20 protein-coding genes are annotated in these 23,119 nt (G+C 40.8%); 3 read left to right on the top strand and 17 right to left on the bottom strand.

The window, feature by feature from the left end; genetic code table 11:
* Window positions 1–21 precede the first annotated feature (21 nt).
* Window positions 22–492 carry a PTS sugar transporter subunit IIB gene (locus tag AC6I5B_RS02855; RefSeq protein ID WP_497773593.1) on the bottom strand — a complete coding sequence of 157 codons (471 nt, stop codon included), beginning with the start codon at window positions 490–492 and terminating at the stop codon, window positions 22–24.
* A gap of 21 nt (window positions 493–513) precedes the next feature.
* Window positions 514–945 (bottom strand): PTS sugar transporter subunit IIA, encoded by a 432-nt coding sequence (locus AC6I5B_RS02850; RefSeq protein WP_172537846.1) that lies wholly within the window; start codon window positions 943–945, stop codon window positions 514–516.
* Between the two features lie 277 nt (window positions 946–1,222).
* Between AC6I5B_RS02850 and AC6I5B_RS02845 the strand changes: the two genes are divergently transcribed.
* Complete coding sequence (locus tag AC6I5B_RS02845; RefSeq protein WP_497773592.1) at window positions 1,223–1,939, top strand: GntR family transcriptional regulator; 717 nt, start codon at window positions 1,223–1,225, stop codon at window positions 1,937–1,939.
* Window positions 1,940–2,148: 209 nt separating this feature from the next.
* On the opposite strand, the gene AC6I5B_RS02840 is transcribed toward AC6I5B_RS02845, so the two are convergent.
* Both AC6I5B_RS02840 and AC6I5B_RS02835 read right to left on the bottom strand, forming a co-directional pair.
* The gene (locus AC6I5B_RS02840; protein WP_497773591.1) at window positions 2,149–3,468 is read right to left on the bottom strand and encodes an IS4 family transposase; all 1,320 of its coding nucleotides are present in this window, start codon (window positions 3,466–3,468) and stop codon (window positions 2,149–2,151) included.
* 207 nt (window positions 3,469–3,675) lie between these two features.
* Window positions 3,676–8,958, bottom strand: coding sequence for a family 43 glycosylhydrolase (locus AC6I5B_RS02835; protein ID WP_497773590.1), 5,283 nt, complete (start codon window positions 8,956–8,958; stop codon window positions 3,676–3,678).
* Window positions 8,959–9,262: 304 nt separating this feature from the next.
* On the opposite strand from AC6I5B_RS02835, the gene AC6I5B_RS02830 reads away from it, so the two are divergent.
* Window positions 9,263–10,642, top strand: a complete 1,380-nt coding sequence (locus AC6I5B_RS02830; protein ID WP_497773589.1) for an IS4 family transposase — start codon at window positions 9,263–9,265, stop codon at window positions 10,640–10,642.
* A gap of 120 nt (window positions 10,643–10,762) precedes the next feature.
* Here AC6I5B_RS02830 and AC6I5B_RS02825 read toward each other — a convergent pair whose 3' ends face one another.
* The 6 genes from AC6I5B_RS02825 to murB all read right to left on the bottom strand — a co-directional run bounded on the left by AC6I5B_RS02825 (window position 10,763) and on the right by murB (window position 16,189).
* Window positions 10,763–12,133 (bottom strand): sodium-dependent transporter, encoded by a 1,371-nt coding sequence (locus AC6I5B_RS02825; protein WP_144166919.1) that lies wholly within the window; start codon window positions 12,131–12,133, stop codon window positions 10,763–10,765.
* Between the two features lie 16 nt (window positions 12,134–12,149).
* Window positions 12,150–13,109 carry a diacylglycerol/lipid kinase family protein gene (locus tag AC6I5B_RS02820; RefSeq protein WP_497773588.1) on the bottom strand — a complete coding sequence of 320 codons (960 nt, stop codon included), beginning with the start codon at window positions 13,107–13,109 and terminating at the stop codon, window positions 12,150–12,152.
* Between the two features lie 63 nt (window positions 13,110–13,172).
* Window positions 13,173–13,430, bottom strand: coding sequence for an HPr family phosphocarrier protein (locus tag AC6I5B_RS02815; RefSeq protein WP_004612119.1), 258 nt, complete (start codon window positions 13,428–13,430; stop codon window positions 13,173–13,175).
* On the bottom strand, window positions 13,423–14,385 hold the full coding sequence (gene whiA, locus AC6I5B_RS02810; protein WP_497773762.1) for a DNA-binding protein WhiA: 963 nt from the start codon (window positions 14,383–14,385) through the stop codon (window positions 13,423–13,425). Before whiA ends, AC6I5B_RS02815 begins: the two co-directional genes overlap by 8 nt.
* Window positions 14,386–14,401: 16 nt before the next feature.
* Window positions 14,402–15,274, bottom strand: a complete 873-nt coding sequence (gene rapZ, locus AC6I5B_RS02805) for an RNase adapter RapZ (protein WP_004612117.1) — start codon at window positions 15,272–15,274, stop codon at window positions 14,402–14,404.
* 3 nt (window positions 15,275–15,277) lie between these two features.
* A complete protein-coding gene (gene murB, locus AC6I5B_RS02800) occupies window positions 15,278–16,189 on the bottom strand; it encodes a UDP-N-acetylmuramate dehydrogenase (protein WP_022250129.1) in 912 nt (303 codons plus the stop codon).
* 151 nt (window positions 16,190–16,340) lie between these two features.
* Here murB and AC6I5B_RS02795 point away from each other — a divergent pair, with 151 nt between their 5' ends.
* Entirely contained in the window at window positions 16,341–17,633 is a 1,293-nt protein-coding gene (locus AC6I5B_RS02795) for an HlyC/CorC family transporter (RefSeq protein ID WP_022250128.1), read from the top strand.
* A gap of 52 nt (window positions 17,634–17,685) precedes the next feature.
* On the opposite strand, the gene AC6I5B_RS02790 is transcribed toward AC6I5B_RS02795, so the two are convergent.
* From AC6I5B_RS02790 to AC6I5B_RS02760, 7 genes are all read right to left on the bottom strand, one after another.
* A complete protein-coding gene (locus AC6I5B_RS02790) occupies window positions 17,686–18,438 on the bottom strand; it encodes a sigma-70 domain-containing protein (protein ID WP_022250127.1) in 753 nt (250 codons plus the stop codon).
* A 32-nt stretch (window positions 18,439–18,470) separates the two neighbouring features.
* Window positions 18,471–19,232 carry an N-acetylmuramoyl-L-alanine amidase gene (locus AC6I5B_RS02785; protein ID WP_022250126.1) on the bottom strand — a complete coding sequence of 254 codons (762 nt, stop codon included), beginning with the start codon at window positions 19,230–19,232 and terminating at the stop codon, window positions 18,471–18,473.
* Between the two features lie 102 nt (window positions 19,233–19,334).
* Window positions 19,335–19,838: a GreA/GreB family elongation factor gene (locus AC6I5B_RS02780; RefSeq protein WP_029158218.1), complete on the bottom strand. Its 504-nt coding sequence runs from the start codon at window positions 19,836–19,838 to the stop codon at window positions 19,335–19,337.
* Window positions 19,839–20,072: 234 nt separating this feature from the next.
* The gene (locus AC6I5B_RS02775) at window positions 20,073–20,825 is read right to left on the bottom strand and encodes an amino acid ABC transporter ATP-binding protein (protein ID WP_022250125.1); all 753 of its coding nucleotides are present in this window, start codon (window positions 20,823–20,825) and stop codon (window positions 20,073–20,075) included.
* Between the two features lies 1 nt (window position 20,826).
* Window positions 20,827–21,501 carry an amino acid ABC transporter permease gene (locus AC6I5B_RS02770; RefSeq protein WP_004612080.1) on the bottom strand — a complete coding sequence of 225 codons (675 nt, stop codon included), beginning with the start codon at window positions 21,499–21,501 and terminating at the stop codon, window positions 20,827–20,829.
* The gene (locus tag AC6I5B_RS02765; RefSeq protein ID WP_004612079.1) at window positions 21,482–22,141 is read right to left on the bottom strand and encodes an amino acid ABC transporter permease; all 660 of its coding nucleotides are present in this window, start codon (window positions 22,139–22,141) and stop codon (window positions 21,482–21,484) included. Before AC6I5B_RS02765 ends, AC6I5B_RS02770 begins: the two co-directional genes overlap by 20 nt.
* Window positions 22,142–22,163: 22 nt before the next feature.
* Window positions 22,164–23,036, bottom strand: a complete 873-nt coding sequence (locus AC6I5B_RS02760) for a transporter substrate-binding domain-containing protein (protein ID WP_497773587.1) — start codon at window positions 23,034–23,036, stop codon at window positions 22,164–22,166.
* Window positions 23,037–23,119 lie beyond the last annotated feature (83 nt).

Genomic DNA, 23,119 nt, shown 5'->3' with positions numbered 1-23,119 from the left:
TCTTATCCTCTTTTCTTCATATTACAATGCATTTACTGCATTAATTTTTTTGTCATTTGGAACCTGTCTGATTTCTACTTCAATTCCTTCATCTGCCATCTCACGAATCAACGCTTCTTCTTTTGGAAGAACATTGATAGATTTTGAAATATTACGTGTTCCTTCTTTTGCTTTCACAAGTCCAAGATTTACTTTGTCCACTGCTGGAACTGCAAGTGCAAGTTTTGCAGCATCTTCAATAGATTCAACAACAATAAAAAGTTTATATTTGTCTGTCACGCCACTTTTAAGAGCCGTAATTGAATCCTCAATATTCTTGATTACAAGCTTTGCTCCTGCTGGTTTTGCGAGTTTCATTGTCGTTTTTCTCAAATCATCTGTAGCCACTGAATCATTTGCAATTAATATGCAGTCTGCTCCAAGTCCTGATGTCCATGAAACCGCTGTCTGTCCATGTAACAATCTACAATCCACTCTTGTCATTAGTACCATGCTCATATCCTCCTTTATAAATTAAAAATCATCTTCATCAACAACATCTTCCTGTTTTAAAAGATCATTACAGTAAATCATCATACCCTTTGATTCTTCCATACAGTCTTTGATCATTGATTCCAGATCTGCATCTTCATCTTTATTCACAACCAGGTTCATAACCAACGCAAGATTCATTCCAGAAATCAAATAAATCTTTTTATCTGTATTAGTAAGTAACGATGTAAATTCGTTATTTACACTTCCTCCAAACAGATCCGTAATTACGATCAACTCATCCTCCGGCTGAAGTGCTGTAAGTTTCTTTTCAATCTCCACTTTGATGTCATATTGTTCATCCGTATATGCACACAATACATCCACACACTCCTGTTCACCCAGGATTAATTCCAATGATGACTTCATTCCCTTGGCCAGATACGCATGGGATGCTAACAAAAACTTTCTCATTCTTTTTTCTCCTTCCTATTCCGTTGACACCTCAACTTATATTATGACGTCTGCATACATCTTGTTTCTGAATAAATCATACCATTGATTTTGTACTCTTGTAAACCCGTATTTTTCATTTTGTGAATACATTACAATACAACATAGTTCGTTTTATGCATTTTTTATCAAAATATACGTTTTTTCAAAATACATCTACATACATCTTGATTTACAATTTTTATTTGCTATAATATACATATAAACTTATCATTTATAAGTCGGAGGTATGTTTATTATGGAACAACTCAACACATCTATTAGCAAAACTTTATACGATCAGTTGGCCGATCAGATACGTTATGATATATATGAAGGAAAATTCAAACAAGGGGAGAAAATCCCTTCCGAATTCGAATTGAGCGATATGTACAAAGTAAGTCGAAGTACTGTAAGAAAAGCTATTTCTATACTTGTCCAGGAAAGTCTGCTCGAAAAAGCACATGGAAAGGGAACTTTTGTATCCTCAGCAACAACCAGACAGAACAATTCTTCTTTCTTAAGTTTTACCGATAACGTTCGATTGATGGGGCAAACACTCACCACAAAGACCATACTTGTGTCACATGAAATGCCAACAAAAGGACAACAACATTTTTTTAATTTAAGCGGGAATGAATCTCTCTTAAAAATCGAAAGATTAAGATACGTAGACAATATCGCAATTTGTATGGAAACCACCTGGTTCACTACTGCTTTTAATTCTCTTCAGACAAAAAATCTGAATGGTTCACTTTATGCGATTTTACAAAATGAATATAACATCCGCCCATTAACAGGTAGCAAAACCATCGAGCTGTGCTATGCTTCTTCAGAAGAAGCAGAACTTTTAGATGTTCCAAGAGGTTCTGCTTTGATGTTAATTGAAGACATGGTATATGACAGCAATGGAACCCCATTACATATTTCAAAACAAGTGGTAAGAGGCGATAAATTCAAATATGCCTTGAAATAATCTAAACACTATTCCAACATTTTGTCATAAATTTCAATCAAAAAGGGGGTGTCGCTCAATCAATGTCAATAAGTTAAGGATTGTCCCAACAACTTCATTATGAATGATCAAATAGCTAAGAGCAGATATTTCTGCTTTTGGCTATTTTTGCGCATAGCAAATAAAACAGTCCCATGGGCTGTAAGATTATATATATTTTTTTATTCTTTCTATGCTATTCTATATAAGAAGCTCACTGCTGAGTTAGGACGGATTTTCCGAGGAGCCTTACGCCCTTCTCTTACAGGCAGGATATTCTTTTGAATAAGTGCTTCTAAATTTGGTGGAGGAACCCTGCCCGAAAAAAATTTCCGGCATATCAGCACCGCAACAGTGAAGTTGGCCTGATAAATATACTTCCTGTTTTTCTGTTGGATTACGATCTTTGTGATAATCCTTTCACAAAAGTTGTAGATGATCAGTCGGGCAAAAATTTCCTGCAAGATATACTCCACCTTTTTTGCATGGAAATTCGTTAATCCAATCGTATATTTCAATTCTCGAAAAGAACGCTCAATTCCCCATCTCCATTCATACAGTTTTTTGATTTCTTTCATTGGAAAATCTTCTTCCTCTAGATTCGTAATGATACATTCCATCGTACTTTCTGTAATCGGAAACCGTAAGACACGAAAATGAAGTGTATAAAAAGGATTTTCGATTGGATCCAGAAAATCACATACAGTTTTGTTTGTGAGGAAGCGATATTTATGGGGCTGGCTTTTTATTTCTTTTGTTTGCTTCCTGGTAAGGATTAAGGACAAAGTACAATCAAAAGTTCCATCTTCCGGTATCGGTAAATGTGTAAGAATACCGCGGCTTCCCAGATCTTTTGCACGGATCAGAAATTTCCACCCTTTTTCCTGTGCGTTAGCCATGATGTTATAACTTTCATATCCTCTGTCTGCAATCAGCAGAACCGGCTCCTGCACCTTAGAGTGTTTCAACATTTCAATAAGCGCCTGTGCCTCGTTTGGATGACGGCCGGGTTGTATGACAGCATCTATATAAATGCGGTTTTTCAGATCATACAGTGCATTTAAATGAAGTTGGTTATACCCCTTTTCACCTCGCTCGATAGAATTATGCCGTCTATTGGTCTCTTTGTCTTTCGGATTGCAGGCGATAGCAAGGTCGGAACCGTCACAGGCAATTAAACGAAATCCCCGGTAAGTACTCAGAGTTGAGAAGGAATCCGTAAAAGTATGGAATAGAAAATCCATTGCTTCAGGGAGCAACTTTTGTCGTTGCTGTAAAAAGGCAGAAACAGAGGGCATATCAGGATAAAAATCCCAATAATCCATCCATTCTTTTGGAACCGTGTTTCCATTCATAGACAAAAGAAAACGGATTGTGTCTGCAAAAGAAATCTTCCGTTTCCTAGAAAAGTCTTTTTCGGGCTGCTTTACAAACAGTTGAGATACTTCCTGCATATTTGAGATTGTGCGAAGCAGATTCTGTTTTAACATAGTAGGTGAGTCATAAAACATACGGGAACCTCCTTAAATAAAAAATATATTCAAGTGGCTTCGCCGCAAATTTTTGAAGATTTGTCAAGCGTTTTTTCTATTTTATTACAAAAAAAGAGTGAGCATACATTTTTGTATTACCCACTCTTTCAAGATTATCTTAACTTATTGACATTGATTTCCCGACAGCCCCTTTTACCCTGTCCCTAAACAGGCAACTCTACAATATTATTTTTTTCTTTTTGCCCGCACTGCCATTCCAGCTCCGAACATCGCCAGAATTAACAGCACACCCCAGGAAACAACATTAGCCGTATCTCCGGTTTTCACCGTACCATTTCCACTTCCGCCATCTCCCTGGCTATTACCGCTGCCGCCTTGATTACCTCCATTATTTTGACCATCTCCAGCATCCGGTACTACAACCGTTAGTTTTGCACAAGCCTCTCCGCCGTCGCTATAAACAAATGCAACCGTATAAACACCTTCCGCGAGGCTGTCTAAATACTCCGGTCGAACTAGGATTGTCATATTTTCTGCATCAAAGGTATATTGAGATGGGTCAACTACGACACCGCTTATCTCTAAATGATCAAACTTACCTTTACTGATTTTAAATGTAAGACCTTCTTTCGAGCCTCGTGTCCACTTGCTGTCGCTTCCTTCCAGCACCTTATAACCTTCATTCTCCTTTAATTTCAGATTCTCCAGTGCATCTTCCAGCATTTTTACGGCTTTTGCAATCTCGCACTCTGTTGCCTCCTGATCATCATAGACTTTCTGTGCTTCAGAGAATGCTTCCTGCATCTTTTCTACTGTTTCTTCTGTATACTTAGAAACATCTACCTTAGACGCCCGCTCAATTACTTTTGCCAGCTTGCTCTTATCTGGCGCCGTTGCTTTCTTTTCTGTAAACTGCCATTCATCGATGCTCATCAGATTATCTTCCTTGGAATCTCCGTTAAACACAAAGAAAACATTATGTGTTCCTGTCAGGCCTTTTACTTCGCAGCTTAACTCCTTCCAGGATCCATCTCCTGCTGGAATGTCAAGTGTTCCCACCACTTCTCCATCCGGTGAATCAACTCTAAGCTCTATCGTTCCTCCTGCCTCAGATGCAACTTTCGCTGTGAAGGATGCTGCCCCCTCCATTCCAAAATCTGCACCGGCCACTGCTGCCCAGTCTCCAGGGTTAATACCGGTTACTTTTCTATTGTTTACCGCTGAAAGTCCATTTCCTTTTTCTTCACAGTCTTCCACCTGTATTCCAGACTGCCATGCAATGGTTTCTCCTGCAGTCTTGGCATATGGATCTATTGTGTGAAGCTGGCTGATTCCTTCGCGATCGGCAACAATCTCCTTAATGCTTCCGTCTGCATAATAGAATACCTCATTAATATGTGTGGATCGATATCCTTTCTCAATACCCATTGCCTGACCCAGCGTCTGTGCATGATAGGTGATATAGGATTTTCCGTCAAAGTTAAAAATAGCATGATGATTGTTGCCGCCTACATCAAAGTATGTATGCGGATTCTGCAGAATTTCTCCCTTGTACTCATATGGTCCCATCGGATTATCACTTACCATATAGCAAATGTTTCCATATCCCGGATATCCTGCTATCGCTGAATGATCACCCGAAAAATTAGAACAATAGGTATAATAATACTGGTCATTAACCTTGTGAATGCCACCATCCTCAAACATACACGGTGCATCGATCATCACAGCTTCGCCTTCAACGCTGGTCATATCATCTCCCAGCTTCATCACTCTTGCCGTCTTTGGATTCAGGCAGCTTGCATTATCCTGGTCGTTTGGAATTCCTCCGCCGAACACTAAATATCCAGTTCCATCATCATCCACCATAACAGCCGGATCAAAAATCCAGGTAACTCCCTGTGCTCCTGGTGTGCTGGCATCTACAAGTGCTTTTCCATTTGGATCTCTAAATGGTCCCACCGGAGAGTCTCCCTCGAGCACTCCGATGCCGCCTCCGCCATTACAGAAATACAGGAAGAATTTATCTTCTCCATTAATTTTCTTATAAGCTGCTGCCGGAGCCCAGGAATGATTTGCCCATTTAGCCGCTCCATTTTCTCCCGCCACCTGAACAAATCCATGATCTGTCCAGTTCACCATATCTGCGGAAGAAACCACATGCAACTTATTAATCTTACTGTATGTATTATCAATCAAATTTCCTTCGGCATCATACTCGAACTGGTCGGCTGTCATATATAAGTAAACCCGGCCATCATAAGTAAGCGCAAATGGATCCGCTCCAAAATCATAATCAATAACTGGATTTGAGTAGCCTGGGATTTTTGCCAATGCACTCGTTTTCAGCTTGGTCATAGAGATATTGGACACTGCCTGGTCTACATTGTAGCTTACATTTCCTCCTGCCACTTTTACATAGTCTGTACGCACTGTTACCGTCTTATCTTCGGTAAGATAATCCGCTAATCGCAATGTTACCGTTGCAAATTCCTGTCCTTCTGTATTGTTGTAATCAACTTTATCCCCTGTAACTGAAAGAACCAGTCGTCCATTCAAGTAAGAATAAGAAGTATTTCCTGATACATTTTTGTCCTGGAAAGCAACATCTGCCACTCGGAATTCTTCTGGAATATTCATAGACATCTCAATTCCGGAATACTCTCCATCCGGAAGTGCGTCCATTTGAATCGGGAGCTTCACCTCTGCATTTGCAATTCCTGATACCCCTTCGATATCCTCTAACGATACATTCAATCCTGTCGGCGCACTTTCTGCTCCCATATCTCCCACGTGGAAATAATCAAAATCTGCATATCCACCGGCTTCTATAGTCGCATAATTAAATAATCCGAAGCGATATCCCATGAAATGCGGAAGCGTATATGCCATCTGCAGAGTATCGCCAATCTGAGACCACTCTTTTCCGTCCAGGCTATAAAAGAATACCGCTTTATCCGTCTTCTGTTTAAAGTCCATATCTGCACGCAGATAAACTCTCTCTACAGAAGGATCAAGTTCTACCCGTTCGATCTCATTTCCATTTGGGTTATCATCACTTTCCGTCTTCACCATAACCAAATATTTGGTTCCGCCTTCCATCTTGACTCCGACGTATCCATAATGCTTTTGGAATGCAGCAAGACCTGCTACATCGCCATTTTTCATGCCTGAAACCTCCAAAGCCACATCGCCGGAACAAGCTGGTCCATATGTTCGCTGTGTCAAAGTATTTCGAGCTTCAAGAATATTCGTCACAACATTTCCCGTTGTCAGACGCAGATAACCATTTTTCTCTGTCAATGACCAGTTATTATTATTTGGATTGTGATTCCACTGCCATTCCAGCTTCAAATTTGATCCATTATAATCGTTCTCGCCATTTTCAATCTGCTCATCTTTTGGTTCTTCGACAATTGAGACATCATCTACATAGAAATCCATTAAATCCTTCTGCTTATCCTGTTCTACTGTCCATGTCGTCTCAAGAAATGCATAGACATCTGACATATCTGCATCTGCCGGAATCTTGTAGCTTCCTTCTATCAGTGTCCATTCATTTTTCTTTACCGTTGCAATTTTGGCATTTTTAAACGTTCCATCTCCGTAACGGAAGGTAAATGCAAAATCTCTGCTGTCTGGTCCTGATGTATATTTTACTTTCGCAGCAACCTTATACTTTCTGCCTGCATTCACCTTACCTGTCAAGTTCTGCATCGGACCATTTCCTGTTGCCACTCTGTCTTTTGCCAATACACTGTATGTTCCTGATGCTGCATCTGCATCTGTAACTTCTAATTTCCCTTTGCCATCCTGCATCTGCCATGGGGCTAAACCAGATTCAAATCCACCGTTTTCAATAATACCGTAATTCGCTTCATAACTGCAGGATACGTCATCCACATAAAAATCCATCAGATCCTTGTCCTTGGAAGGCTCTGGTACCCATCCTGTCTCAACAAAAAGTCCACTATAAGACATATCTGCATTGGCCGGAATCGTATAGCTTCCCTGAATTGTCGTCCACTCTCCTTTTTTCACTTCGGCTGTGGCCGCAGTTTCAATTCCATCCCATACATTTCCATCTTTATTATTCTGAATGCAAATATTAAAAGTCCTAACGTCTGGCCCTTCATCATACTTTACTTTGGCGCTGACATTGACTTTCTGTCCAGCCTTTATTTTGCCGGTAATCACCTGCTTTGGACCTGATGCGGTCAACGTTCTATCCGTCACTTTTACAGCCTTTTCTCCACTTACAATCACATCTGTCACTTCCGTAAGTGTTCCCGGCTGCTGTGTTGTCCAGCCTTTCGTTCCTTCTTCAAATCCGCTGTTTTCCAGCACTTCGATTATTTCTTTCTCTGCCTTATTTTCTTTATTCTTCACTGCCTTTTTTGGCTCTTCAGAAGATTGAACAACCGCATCTTTATCCGAATAAACTTTTCTGGTTTCTCCATTATAGAATTCATCGGATACTACAATATTCTTCTCCTCACTTGAGACTCCCGGAATCTTCATAACTGATTCTGCTTTGCCATTCTCATCACCAAACACCGGCCAGCCATCTTTCCATTCCACCGGAACCAGCACCGGAACTCTTCCGACTGATCCATGATCCTGGAATAAATATGAATACCACTTTCCGTCTTTCGTCTCTACAACTCCGCCCTGGGCAACTCCGGCTTCATCCATCTTGCCATCGAACTCCAAGCCTGAATCAAAGATCTTTCTGCTCTCCCAGCCTTTTGAATCAAGCGTTTTCGATCTCCAGCAGATCTCCTGGCGGCGTCCGCCGCTTGGCCATTGAATCATAAACAGATAGTAATACTCTCCGATCTGATATGCGTGAATTCCTTCTGAAACATAATTTACTGCACCGTTCACCGGATTCCCATCCTTGTCAAGTGCTGTATGTTTAATTAATGTAGATTCTTCTCCAAAAGAAATATCTCCATTTTCATCTTCTGACAATTCCCGGCAAAGAGCGGTACCGCTTCCATACACTACATACATCTTGTCTTTTGTTGTAAGAAGAGAAATGTCATGAAGATATCCCTTAAACTCTGACTTATGCCATGGTCCATTTTCAATATCCGCTGTAGAGTAGATATACGTCTTTCCCGTACTTAAGCTTGCAAAAGTCACATAGTATTTTTCTTTAAAATACCGAAGACTTGCTGCCCATGAACCATTTCCGTAATCGCTTTCTCCATTTCTCAATGCCAGCTTGTCTTCATCTCCCAAGGTATCATAGACATAATTGACAATTTCCCAATTAACCATGTCCGTAGATTTCATAACTGGGCATCCTGGAGACAAATGCATGGTTGTGCTTACCATATAATAAGCGTCTCCCACACGGATTACATCCAAATCCGGAACATCTGCATAAATAACCGGATTTGTAAACGTTCCATCTCCATTATCCGAAGACGAAGACGCTTCCAAATAATTTACGGGGAGTAAACTACATATCATGGCTAGAATAAGCAGAATACTCGCCACCCCCCCCAGTATTTTCTCTTTCTTTTCATCCTTTTTCCTCCTTTTTATTTGAAAATTTCATTCTATATCTACAATAGCACCGGGCTATTTTATTTTAAATAGATTTTTTTTGGAAGTTTTTTCATTTTTTTGTGATTCAAAGAATTTAAAATTTCCGTTAGATTTAGTTACTCAAACTTCCCACACCAATAAGGTGTGATTAACCTTGAAAATTCAATATTTCAGCCAATTAAAAAGGCATAAATACGTTCCTTTGGTATAATAGAATTGTCGAAAAACCAAAATAGAAAAGGGGATTTATGCCATGTCCAGTATATCACAGAACAATAGCAATGAGGTAGCATTACTTGATTGTGTCCAGAAGTTTTTTATCAAGCATCACGTTGGCAGGTTGTTGAAGCAATGCAACGGCACCAAAGAGAAAGGCGTTTCCGCTGTTTCTCTGCTTAAGTATAAGATGGGGAACATTTTCACTGGAAGAAGTATGTATATGCAACAGAAAACAGGTTCCTTCAAAGAAGCGTTTTCCAAGAACACCTTCTATCGTTTTCTGAATTCTACGAAAACCAACTGGCTCCGTTTTACATCACTTCTTGCTGCTGACATCGTGAAGAATGATCTAAAGCACCTTACTGATGACTCCCGTAAGAACGTGTTTATCATCGACGACAGTCTGTTCCATCGTACAAGCTGCAAAAAGACAGAACTGGGATCTAAAGTCTTTGATCATACGGGAATGAACTACAAGAAAGGCTTCCGTATGCTGACCGTAAGCTGGAGCGATGGGAATACGCTGATTCCTGTAAACAGCTGTCTCCTGGCTTCATCCAAAGAGTCGAACATCATCGGCCCTGTGAAGGCATTTGATAAGAGAACTCTTGCCGGAAAGCGTCGTAAGCTTGCACAGACAAAAGCTCCGGAGGCAATGCTTACACTCCTTGATACCGCTGTATCTGCGGGGCTTTCTGCAGAATATATGCTTTTTGATTCCTGGTTTTCCAATCCTGCACAGATAACTGCGCTTAAGTCTAGAGGAATGGATGTCATTGCCATGATCAAGAAAAGCAGCCGCATCAAGTACACTTATGGTGAGGACCAGCTTAATATCAAGGAAATATATTCCAGGAACAAGAAACGTCGTGGCCGTTCCAGGTATCTTCTTTCTGTTGATGTGATGGTAGGGAAAGAGAATCCCATTCCAGCAAAAATCGTTTGCGTAAGAAACAAGGCCAATCGTAAGGATTGGCTTGCTTTCATATGCACAGATACATCGCTCTCCGAAGAAGAAATCATCCGCATCTATGGCAAACGCTGGAAAATCGAGGTCTTTTTCAAGACCTGCAAGTCTATGCTGAATCTGATTGGTGAATGTCATAGCTTATCTTATGATGCACTGACTGCTCACGTAGCAATCGTGTTTACCAGATACATGTTACTTGCAATGGAGCAGAGACAGAATGAAGATCAACGAACCCTAGGGGAACTGTTCTTTTTTCTGGTAGATGAAATGGCAGATATCACTTTCTACCGTTCACTTAGCATCCTGATGGATGCTTTCATGGCAAGCCTTCAGGAACTTCTGAAGCTTAGTGACGAACAGTTGGCTAGATTTACTGCTGATTTTGAGTCCAGACTGCCGGAATATCTGCGTAATGCACTCCATCCACTGGCTACTGTGGCATAAATCGCTATTTTGTTAGCTGAAATATTGAATTTTCAAGGAACAAGTCCCATTTGGGGTATGGGAAGTCTTAGTTTTTAATTGTTACAGTTCACACATCAGTCTGCAGTAGCTCTTAAGCTCCTACTTTATCATCGCCACATATCCTTGCACAAAGATAAACAGTACTACCAATGGCAAAATATAGGTAAGATAGAACTTAAATGCCTTTCCTCCCGGGAATTTCATGCCTTCTCCGGTATTCGCTTCTTTCAGGAAATTGTCCCATCCCCATCCGTATCTTGTCACACAGAACAGCAGATACACAAGCGAACCAAGCGGAAGCAGGTTATTACTTACAAGGAAATCTTCCAGATCCATGATATTCTTTCCGCCAATCTGAAAGCCTGCCCAGTCTGTCATTCCCAGCACACATGGAAGTCCTAAAACGATAAGCAAAATTCCGTTTAACAATGTCGCTTTTTTCAGCGACCATCCCCAAAGATCTCTGGTACATGTAATAATGTTCTGGAAAACGGCAATGACAGTAGACAATGCCGCAAATGTCATAAAGAGGAAGAACAAAGTTCCCCAAATACGTCCGCCTGCCATCTCATTGAATACGTTCGGCAGTGTAATAAACACAAGTCCCGGTCCTTCCCCCGGATTGATTCCGAATGCAAAACACGCCGGGAAAATAATCAGCCCCGCCATAATCGCAACGGATGTATCCAAAAGTGTTACGCTGATCGCCTCGCCTGTCAGCGCTCTCTCTTTTCCAATATAGCTTCCAAATATTGCCAATGCGCCGATTCCGATACTCAACGTAAAAAATGATTGTCCCATCGCCGCAAACACAGTCGTTCCAATTCCGGCTTCTTTGATCTTGGACAAGTCAGGTTTCAGATAGAACTCCAATCCTTCCATTGCATTTGGCAATGTCAATGCTCTCACCACCAGCACAAGCATAATGAAAAACAAACTTACCATCATTGCTTTTGTGATTTTTTCGACGCCTTTTTCCAAGCCAAGGGAGCAAACCGCAAGCCCCAGCAATGAGATAATGATCATCCAGAAAATCATCTCATTTCGGTTCGATGTAAGCGTTCCAAAAATATTAGTAATCTTCTCTGAGTCTGCTCCAACAAACTCACCTTTTAACATCTTGAAGAAATACGCAAGCATCCATCCACCTACTGTTGTGTAGAACATCATGAGGAGGAAATTTCCTGCGATTGCAAAATATTTGTGAATATGCCATTTACTTCCTTTTGGTTCCAGTACTTCATACGACAAGGCAACACTCTTCTGACTGGCACGTCCGACCGCAAATTCCATAATAACGATTGGCAATCCAAGGACGAATAAGAAAAACAAATAAATTAGTACAAATGCTCCCCCGCCATACTGTCCCGTAATGTAAGGGAATCTCCACACATTCCCAAGTCCAATTGCACAGCCCGCCGAAATCAGGATAAACCCAAGTCTCGACGAAAACTTTTCTCTCTTTTCCATAGTAACTTTTCCCTTTCTACTCTTCTGTCTTTTCTTCTGCCGCCTCCAAACTCAGTTTCTCCGGATATTCCATCAGAGACGAAATATGCTCAGGCGATACCATAATCTGAAGCGCCTGTTTTTCGTTGTGAATCTGTACAAAATCATGCTGACCGCCAAATTCCCCATCCAGTGTCCACGGAATTTCTTCTAATGATTCAAATGTAATATGATTTGTCTTGAATGTATACATATGTTTTGTATCAATCTGCTCAATCAAAAGCGCCGCTATAATTTCCTGAAGTTCCAACGCATTCTTTGGGCTTTTGATCAAGGTCACTTCAAATTCTCCGTCGTCAAACACTACATGTTTTCCGATGATATTGCGGAAACCACCGACAGATCTTGAGTTTGTCACCATGCCATACACAAAATTTTCCTCAATCACCTGATCATCATATGTCACCTTCACATGATAGGACGGAATGTTATACAGCCGTTTCACACCTTCAAGCACATACGCAAGATGACCGAGCACATTCTTTACATTCTGTTTTGTCTGATAAGATACATCAGTAAACAGCCCAAAGGCAGCTATGTACACAAATACATCATCATTAAATCGTCCAATATCACACGCAAACGGCGCCCCATTCACAGATGTATGTGCTGCCATCAAAATATCCTTCGGAATATGCAGACTGTTTGCAAAATCATTCGTCGTTCCAGTCGGGATATAACCAATTGGAATCTCATGCTCCCTCTGCATCATCCCCGTCACAACCTCATCGATTGTTCCGTCTCCACCACTGCACACGACAAGCTGATATCCTTCTTCCAGCTCACAAACTTTTTTATATGCATCTCTGTAGCTCTGCGTCGGATAAATTGTAACCTCATATCCGGCTTTTACAAAAATATCAACAATATCAGATACTTTCGGTCTAAGCAGCCCCTTTCCGGCATTTGGATTATATACAAATAGCATTTTCTTCATGATCTGTACCTCCCACTACTGTAATGATGTTAAAAAAGAGCATTCACATGCTCTTTTCTCATCTTATTGTTTACTTAAGTACTCCTCAATCGCACTTGCTGCCTCTTGTTCATCTTCCCCGTCCGTCACAACAGTAACCGCTTCACCATCTGAAATATTCAAAGACATCATGCCCATAATACTTTTTGCATTGATCTTTTTCTGATCCAGAATTTCAATGTATACATTGCTTTCAAACTGGCTTGCTTTTTGTACGAGCATCGCAATCGGGCGTGCATCCAGTCCACCTACACAATTAACAGTTACTTCTCTCCTAATCATAATTCTCCTCCTTGTTTTCCCTAAGCTTTTCAGCCATGTTGCTCAGCTTTCTAAGCCTGTGGTTCACACCTGATTTTCCTAACGGTACCGTCAGTAAATCTCCAAGCTCCTTTAACGTTGCCTCCGGATATTGCAGCCTGATTTTTGCGATTTCTTCTAGTCCCTCCGGCAACTCGTCTAAGCCTACTGTATTTTTTATGTATGTAATATCTTCCACCTGTTTGACCGCGGCAGATACGGTTTTATGAATATTGGCAGTCTCACAATTCACCTTTCGATTCACTGTATTTCTCATATCCTTTAGAATACGCACATTTTCAAATTCCATCAATGCAACCGGTGCTTCCATAACATTCAAAAGATCGACAATCTGAGCCCCCTCTTTCAAATATACAACATGTGATTTTTTTCGAATCACCACTTTTGCTTCAATCTCAAATGCATGCATTACCGATTGCAGTTGTTCCGCTTTCTTTCCTGACATGCATACGATCTCCAAATGGTATCCTTTCGCCGGATTGCTCATGGAGCCTGCTCCTAAAAAAGCTCCTCTGATAAACGCTCTCTTGCAGCAGCTCTGCTGTAACAGCAAATTTCTGGAAACCGAAAATTCCTCTGATATCTCTCCTGCTCCATCCATCAATTTAGTCGCCTGAAGTACTTTGATTGCGTTCTCGTGTTTTTTTATAATGACTGTATAGTAAATACTTCCATTTGATTTATTTCTCGCGACAGAATTTTCAGTATCTATATTAAATGTTTTTTTCAATAATGTAAAGTACTTTCTAGCAACAGATACATTTTCTGTGCGCACTTTAATCGAATAATTTTCTCTGCTGTCAATCGAAACCTTTCCACACATGCTGATAATCGCAGCAAGTTCCGCTATTTGACAATGTCTCGCCTCGGACCACTGCCTGGCAAGTTCTTCTTTTATTTTTCCGGAAAAAGACATTTCCTGTTTTCCATTACTATTTTCTTTTTGCATCTTTTTCAATATCCCGATGTTCTATTTTTATTCCATAATTTTCATCTTCACAAAGTTTTTCATACAACTCATTTGCCAATGTCACAGATCTGTGTTTTCCCCCTGTACATCCTATGGCAATGACCAGTTGATGTTTTCCTTCTATAATATAATTCGGAATCAAAAAGCGAATCATATCCTCAAGTTTCTCCAAAAATTGAGTTGATTTTTCATTGTTCATCACAAATTCGCGGACTTCTCTGTCATTGCCGGTCTTCGGACGCATCTCTTCTATGTAATACGGATTCGGCAAGAAGCGAACATCAAATACCAAATCTGCATCACTTGGGATTCCATACTTAAACCCGAAAGAAAGCACTGTAACATAAAGATTCTTAAACTCTTTATTTTCCACGAAAATCTTATTCAGTTCGACCTTCAATTCCCTTGTGAGCAATCTGCTTGTGTCCAATATGTAATCTGCTTTCTGTCTCAATTGTTCTACATAGGCACGCTCTTTTTGGATACCCTTATCAACTCTCCCATCTCCCGCCAGCGGATGATTCCTCCTCGTCTCCTTATATCGTTTGATCAATACGTCGTCACTCGCATCCAAAAACAGAATCTCATAATCCATTCCGCTTTCCTTAAATCCTTCTAAAATACATTCCAATTCAGGAAACTTCTGCCCACTTCTGATGTCGATTCCAAGTGCAATCTTATTAATCTCAGAATTCGGAACACGCAACAGTTCTGCCAGCTTCGGGACAAGCGGTACCGGCAAATTATCCACACAAAAATATCCCACATCTTCAAGCATCTTTAACGCTGTACTTTTTCCTGCCCCTGACATTCCCGTCACAATTATAAATCTCATGTTTTAAAATTCTCCCAACTTCTTTACTTCCGGCTCTAATTCGACGCCGAATTCCTTCTGTACTCTTTCTATAACCTGCCTCATCAACTCTATAATATCAGCTGCTGTAGCATTGTCCTTATTGATCACAAATCCACAGTGTTTTTCGGAAACCTGTGCTCCTCCGACCTGAAATCCGCGAAGCCCTGCATCTGCAATCAGTTTCCCCGCAAAATATCCTTCCGGTCGCTTAAATGTACTTCCTGCACTCGGGTACTCAAGCGGCTGCTTTGTTGTTCTTTGCACTTTCAGTTCGTTCATCCTTTCTCGGATCTTGGTTTGGTCACCCTTCTTCAGTTCTACTTTCGCTGACAGTACAACATATCCTTTTTTCGCCACAATACTTGTCCGATACCCAAGCTCCAGCTCCTCTTTTTTCAGAACCCGTACCTCGTTATTTTCATCTAAAACAGTCACTTCTGTCAAAATGTCTTTCATCTCTCCGCCATAGGCTCCTGCATTCATAAACACAGCGCCGCCCATCGTTCCTGGGATGCCGGATGCAAACTCAAATCCTGCAAGTCCCGCCTCCAGCGCCACATTGCCAACCCTCGAAAGCAATGCACCTGCCTGCACATTCAAAAAATTATCTTCCACACTGATCTCATTCATCTCCTTACAAATCTGAATGATCACTCCATGGTACCCTTTATCACCTACTAAAAGGTTACTTCCATTCCCAAGAATGTAATATGGCATTCCTTCTTCTTTACACAGGCCGACAATCCTTTCCACCTCTTTTTCCGTCTTTGGAACTACAAAATAGTCTGCATTGCCCCCCACACGGAATGTCGTATGCTTCTTCATCGGTTCCTCTCGATAAATACGTTCTGCTTCTATATAGTCTGTAAGTTTATTATAAAAATTCAAATTCATTACTCATTCTCCATACACTTCTATGTATTCATTTATATACATGTTTCATCATACAACAAACCTCCTGCAAATTCAACGGGCACTTGCAAAATGCAATAAAATGCGGTATATTAATTCCAATATGTAATTTTTAAAAGGAGTGAATTTATCATTGGACTTGAGTGCCGTCATACAAATTATTATTTTAATTATTCTCTTAGGGTTATCTGCATTTTTTTCTTCGGCAGAGACCTCTCTGACCACCATAAACAAGATTCGCCTTCGTTCTCTTGCAGAAGAAGGTAATAGACACGCAAAAATGGCATTAAAGGTGACTGACAATTCCGGAAAAATGTTGAGCTCAATTTTAATCGGCAACAATATTGTGAATCTGTCTGCTTCAGCCCTGACTACAAGTATCGCCTATAATTTTGGTGGCTCAGCCGTTGCAGTTGCAACAGGTCTCATCACTGTGCTGATTCTTATTTTTGGAGAGATCACACCAAAGACTGTTGCAACAATCCACTCTGAGACGCTCGCTTTAGTATATGCTTATCCGATTCATTTTATTATGACGATTGTGACTCCAATCAGTTTCATCGTAAATATGTTGTCTCGCGGTATTCTTCTTCTTCTCCGCGTCAACCCGAACGGAAAAGTAAATACAATGACTGAGACAGAGCTTCGGACAATCGTAGATGTCAGTCATGAGGACGGAGTTATTGAATCCGAGGAAAAAGAGATGATTTACAATGTATTTGACCTTGGGGATGCCAAGGCGAAAGACGTCATGGTTCCTCGTGTACATGTCACATTTGCTGATGTGGAAAGTACTTACGACGAACTGCTCGACATTTTCCGCGAGGACAAGTTCACTCGTCTTCCGGTCTATGAAGAGACAACTGACAATGTCATCGGTACAATTAATATGAAGGATCTTCTTTTATTCGATAACACAAAAGAATTTCATGTCCGTGATATTTTACGCGAAGCATATTTTACGTACGAGTATAAAAGTATCTCTGAACTGCTTGTCGAGATGCGAGAGGCATCTCTCAACATTGCCATCGTCTTGGATGAGTACGGCGAGACAGCAGGTCTTATCACACTGGAAGACATTTTAGAAGAGATTGTCGGAGAGATTCGAGATGAATACGACGAGAACGAAGAAGAGTTTTTAAAAGAGATTACTCGCGAAGAGTTTGTTGTAGAGGGTTCTATGAATCTGGATGACCTCAATGATCGGTTAGATTTGGATCTTTCGTCTGAAGACTATGATTCTCTTGGCGGTTTCATTATCGAACAACTTGATCGTCTTCCGGAAAAAGGTGATGAGATTACGACCGAAAACGGAATACGCATGGTTGTAGATTCCCTTGATAAGAATCGAGTTGAAAAAGTTCATATTTATCTGCCGAAAGATTTCTATGACAAAAAAGATTCGGAGGATAACAACGAAGAGTAATCTGTGTCGATTCTTAAGCGGGTCTTCTTTCGAAGACCCGCTCTCTTAATATCTATTCCTCTTCTTCTGTCTCTTCTCCTGTCAACCGCAAAATATCTTCTACCTCTTCTTCTGACATTCCCATGTACACTGCAAGCTCCTCGATCGTCACCTTACGCCCAAGTTCCTCTGTTAATGCTTGAATACTTTCATCCAGTGTATTCACCTTTTCTACCATCTTCTTGTCTCTGTTTTTTAATTCCGTCTGTTCTTCGATCAACATTTGAATAGCCTGTCTGATCTCTCTGCGAATCACGTCATGCGCCTTGTCCAAATCGTCTATCATATCTACACCGAGAATCAGTCCGACATTTCCCTCCTGAACGAGATCTCCCAAAAATACTTCTGGGTGATACAGCTGTTTTGCAATTTCCACAACTTCCGGCAGATATATCTCCACCAGCCTGCTTTTTGCGAGTGCATCTCCTTCCAATACCTTTTCAAACAACGCTTCTCGTTCTTCTTCATCAGCCTCTCTGATTCCGCCAATATCTTTCATATACTCTTTAAGATATCGTTGTTCTTCCTCAGTAAATGCGGCCTTGTTTTCCTCACTGCTCGTCACACTTCCTCCAGTCTTCTCATAGCCTTTTACGACTATCTTTTGCGCTAAAAGATAGTCGAAGACTAATTCTATCTGTTCCTTTGACAAATGTTCCTCTTCAAAATAACATTCTACCTCGTCTATTGTAATCTGGCATCCATTCTCTTCTGCCATCTTCAAAATACCGCTTAGTTTTTCACGAAATTCTATTCTTCCTCCCATATATACCTCCATATTGTTCTTGTGTATCTCTATTATGTCACGATAACTGTCTGATATCCAGCTCTTTTTAATCTTTGTTCCATCGCAGTCGCCTCGTCCAGTGTCCCATAATTTCCAACCATCACACGGAAGAATCCGTTAGACTGTTCCACACGTGCCGGGAAATCCATCTCTGTCAGTTCATTTTTCAGGTTGTTTGCATACACCTCATTCCGAAACGCCCCTGTCTGTACTTTATATCTATTTGTACTCGGTGCATTTTCAACCTCCAGTGTATCTAAAATCCCCTCTGCGATTGCCTGTGCAATATCATAAAAATGGCTGTCAAACAATTCATTGTCCACATCCGAGTTGATAAATCCCACTTCCACCAACACCGCCGGCATCTTTGTCCTCCGAAGCACGATAAGATTCGGTCTCGCCTTCACACCAAGATTCACAAACCCGACCGTCTCTAACTGTGCATTGATGTTTTTTGCCATTTCATATTTGATTCCCGACAAATCATACACCAAAGATTCCACTCCTGACACAACATTGTCAGTCGGAAACGAATTGCGGTGAATCGATACGAAAAAATCCACTCCCGCGGCATTTGCTTCCTGCGCTTTTTGAAGCGGCGACTCGTAGATGTCCGTCGTTCTCGTATATTCTACATCAATCCCGTTATTTTGTAAAATTTCCCCGATTGCCAGCGTCAGGCGGAGCGTATCATCCTTTTCCTGCCGTCCCTGATAGACTGCACCGGGATCACGTCCGCCGTGTCCGGCATCGAGCATAATTGAATATGGCATAAAATCTCTCCTATGTTTTCTTTATATACCATTATATGTGCACCGCATATTTATGTGTCACTTTTAATCAATCACAAAATACTGTCCGCATTTCCAATTTAATTAAAAACTTCTCAGCTTATCTTCCTCATCCGGATCCGCTATTTTGATTGACTTCACAACTACATAGTATCCTGCATTAGCGTTGATCGGAATCCACACTTTGTCCCCTACCTTGTGGCCGAGCAATGCTTTTCCAATCGGAGACTCTGTACTTACAAGTCCCTGAAGAGAATTTCCACGCACAGTCGTCACAATTTTATATGTCTCTACATCATCTTCGTCTTCAAAATACAACTCCACAATCTTGTTCAGTCCGATTTCATCGTCTTTTGATTCATCACTGATCACTTCCGCTGTCTTTATCATTCTTTCCAAATACCGTATTCTGCTTTCGTTCCTGTTTTTTTCTTTCTTCGCAGCATGGTATTCAAAATTTTCACTCAGATCACCATGGGCTCTCGCCTCTTTCACATCTTCCAACAGTTCTTTTCGCACCACGACTTTTCGATGTTCTATCTCCGCTTTCATTGCATCAATATCTTTTTGTGTCAATTGATTATACACACTCACCACTCCTAGCTGGATTTTTCTATTTTCAAAAGAAACAACCGCCCGCAAGAAATTATCCTGAAATTTTGCAGACATAGAAAATTCCACCCTAACCGCAAAGGTATAAGGGTGGTTCTATGTTGGAAATCCGCAACGATAACTCAAGTAAATGATTGTTCTCTTATTGATATCTTATCACGTTTATGTAATGCTGGCAACTGCCGGCAGGATTGTAACTTCTCTTCACAATTATTTTTTCACTTTTTCGTATGTAAATGTATGAAGAAATCTCTGTGCCCGCTCTGTTTTTGGGTGTTCTAAAAACTCTTCTGCTTTTCCTTCCTCCACAATGATTCCTTTATCTAAAAAGATTACACGATCTGCTATTGCCTTTGCAAAAGACATTTCATGCGTCACGATGACCATCGTACGCCCCTGTTTTGCGAGATCCAAAAGTACCTCAAGCACCTCCCGCACCATCTCCGGATCCAGTGCCGCTGTCACCTCATCAAATAAAAGCACTTCCGGATGCATGCAAAGAGCCCGCACAATTGCAACACGCTGTTTCTGTCCTCCGGAAAGTTGACGTGGATAGCTGTCTTTCTTCTCTTCCAGCCCGACCCGTTTTAAAAGTTCCAATGCTTCTGCCTCTGTCTCCTGCTTATTACGACTCTGCACCAATTTTGGCGCCAATGTGATATTTTGAAGGATTGTCTTATGCGGGAAAAGCTCATAGCTTTGGAACACCATCCCCACTTTCTGACGAATCTCCATAATATTTTTAGATCTGCCATCTACGGTTTCTCCACAATAACTGATTGTTCCCTTTTCGATAGGCTCCAGCCCATTCATACACCGAAGAAGGGTGCTTTTCCCGCATCCGGAAGGACCAACAATCACTACAACCTCTCCTCTTCGAATAGATAATGACAAATTCTCGAAAATAACATTTTCATTGTATTTCTTTGTAACCTGCTCTATTTTTATTAATTCTTCCGCCATATTATACCCATTTCCTTTCCAAGTATTTTGAAAACATACTGATCGGCCAGCATGCAATAAAGTATAAGACAAACACCGCTGCAAAAACACCAAATGCCGCATTTGGAGACGAAGTACGGTTCGCCTCAATAATCTGCTGACCAACTTTTAAGACTTCGACCACCCCGATCATCATAATCAAGCTAGTTGTCTTGATCATTCTTGTGATGAGATTCATGGACAGTGGAATTAATCTTCGCAATGTCTGCGGCATTACAATATGTAAATAGATTTGCAGCTCACTCATCCCCAATGCTTTTGCACTCTCATATTGGTGTTTTGGAATGCTGATCAATGCACCGCGTACAAGATCCGCCATTTCCGCTGTTCCCCAAAAACTAAATACAATAATAGATGCTTTTTCTGCCTCAATATCGATTCCAAACACTCTGGTCGCTCCAAAGAAAACAATAAAAAGTAATACCAGCTGAGGCATAATTCTTACAATTTCTAAATAAACACGGGTGAACACCTTGAGAATTATATTTTTCCTTGTCATTAAAACTCCCACTATCAAGCCGAGAAAAATACTAATCACAACTGCTATCAAGCTGATTCGCAAAGAGGTCCAAAGCCCTATTAGAAGACGCTGCATGTTAGATCCTTTTAGCAAAACATCAAACCCCAAATCCTGCATAACGCACCTTCCTTTCTACAATGCTCCCAATAAGGGATACCGGCAATAAAATAATGAGATAAAAAATCACAAGCAGCACAAGGCATTCCGTTGTTTTATAATACAAGCCTATCAAGTCTTTTGCTGTAAACATCAAGTCCATCAAACTGATTGCTGAAAACACACTCGTCTCCTTCAGCAAAAATATGATATTTGCGACAAATGCCGGTACACTGATTGAAATCGCCTGCGGGAGAATAATATGCCTCACCGCCTGCTGCCTGCTCATTCCCAGCGAAAGCGCGCTTTCCATCTGGATTTGTTCTACGGACTCTAAACCGCTTCGAAAAGCTTCCGCCATATATGCGCCGCCCAAAAGCGCCAATCCTAACACTCCGCAAAATTCTGCTCCAATGGATATTCCCAATTTCGGCAAACCAAAATACAGAAAAAACAGCTGTACCAGCAATGGAGTATTCCGGAAAAATTCGATATATCCCCCTGCGATCGTGCTAAGAACCGGCACTTTATAATGCCGAATCAAAGCACAGAACAAACCAATTACAATCGCAAACAAAATACCAATCCAACCAATCTTTAAAGTTAATATACAAGCCTTCTCATATAGCGGAAGGTATGATTTCATTGCTTCCCAATTCATTCTTTGATTTTATCTCCTTCCGTTAGTTGCTCTCCACAACACCACTTTCTACTACCAGCGTATCTTCGTAATCAAATCCATAAGCATCCGCAAGCGTTTCCTCATAATCTTTATGGAAAAATTTCTCTTTTCCCAATGTCTCTATTTCTTCGTTCAGCCAGTCTAACAGAGAGGTGTTTCCTTTTGTAACAGCCGGTGCAATCGTATCCGAACTTCCAAGTGAGTCAATTCCAATGGTATACCCTTCATTTTCTTTCGCAAATGCTATAACTTCTGTGTTGTCATTCGCCCATGCAACTCCGGTTCCATTCTCAAATGCACTTTTTGCTGCTGCATATGTATCAAATTTCTGTAATTTAATATCCGGATAATTCTTCGTCAGATAAGTCTCTGCTGTAGTTCCCGAAATTACAATCACCTGTTCATCCGCACCAACCTGACTCAGGTCAGTTATCACATGCTCCTTATGCGACACCACACCAAGAGAAACATTCATGTATGGCAAAGCAAAATCAACTTCTTCTGCTCTTTCATCTGTCACTGTAAAGTTTGCAAGAATCACATCAACCTTCCCAGTCTGCAGATACTCAATACGGTTCGCCGCCTCGGTAGATACATAGTTAATCTTTACCCCGAGATCCTTTCCAAGTCTTTCGGCAAAATAAATATCGTATCCTTGATACTCTCCATTTTCATCTACATACCCAAATGGAGCTTTATCTGAAAATACGCCTATATTGATGGTACCGCTTTTCTTAATCTCATCCACTGTTCTATAGATTGTTTTTGATGATTTTGACGACTGGTCTGTCTTTCCGCATCCTGCTAATAATCCGACTGCCGCCACCGCTGCAAGACCTACTGTACTGATTTTTTTCAAAAACTTCTTTCTCATAATAAATATCCTCTCTTTCTCTTATTGTGCTTTTACATTTTCCGAAATTGAGCGAAAAAAAACGGGAGTCTTTCAACTCCCGG

Source organism: Faecalimonas nexilis (assembly GCF_059731825.1).
The sequence above is the reverse complement of the archived record's forward strand: the minus strand, read 5'-3'. Positions and strand labels throughout refer to the sequence as shown.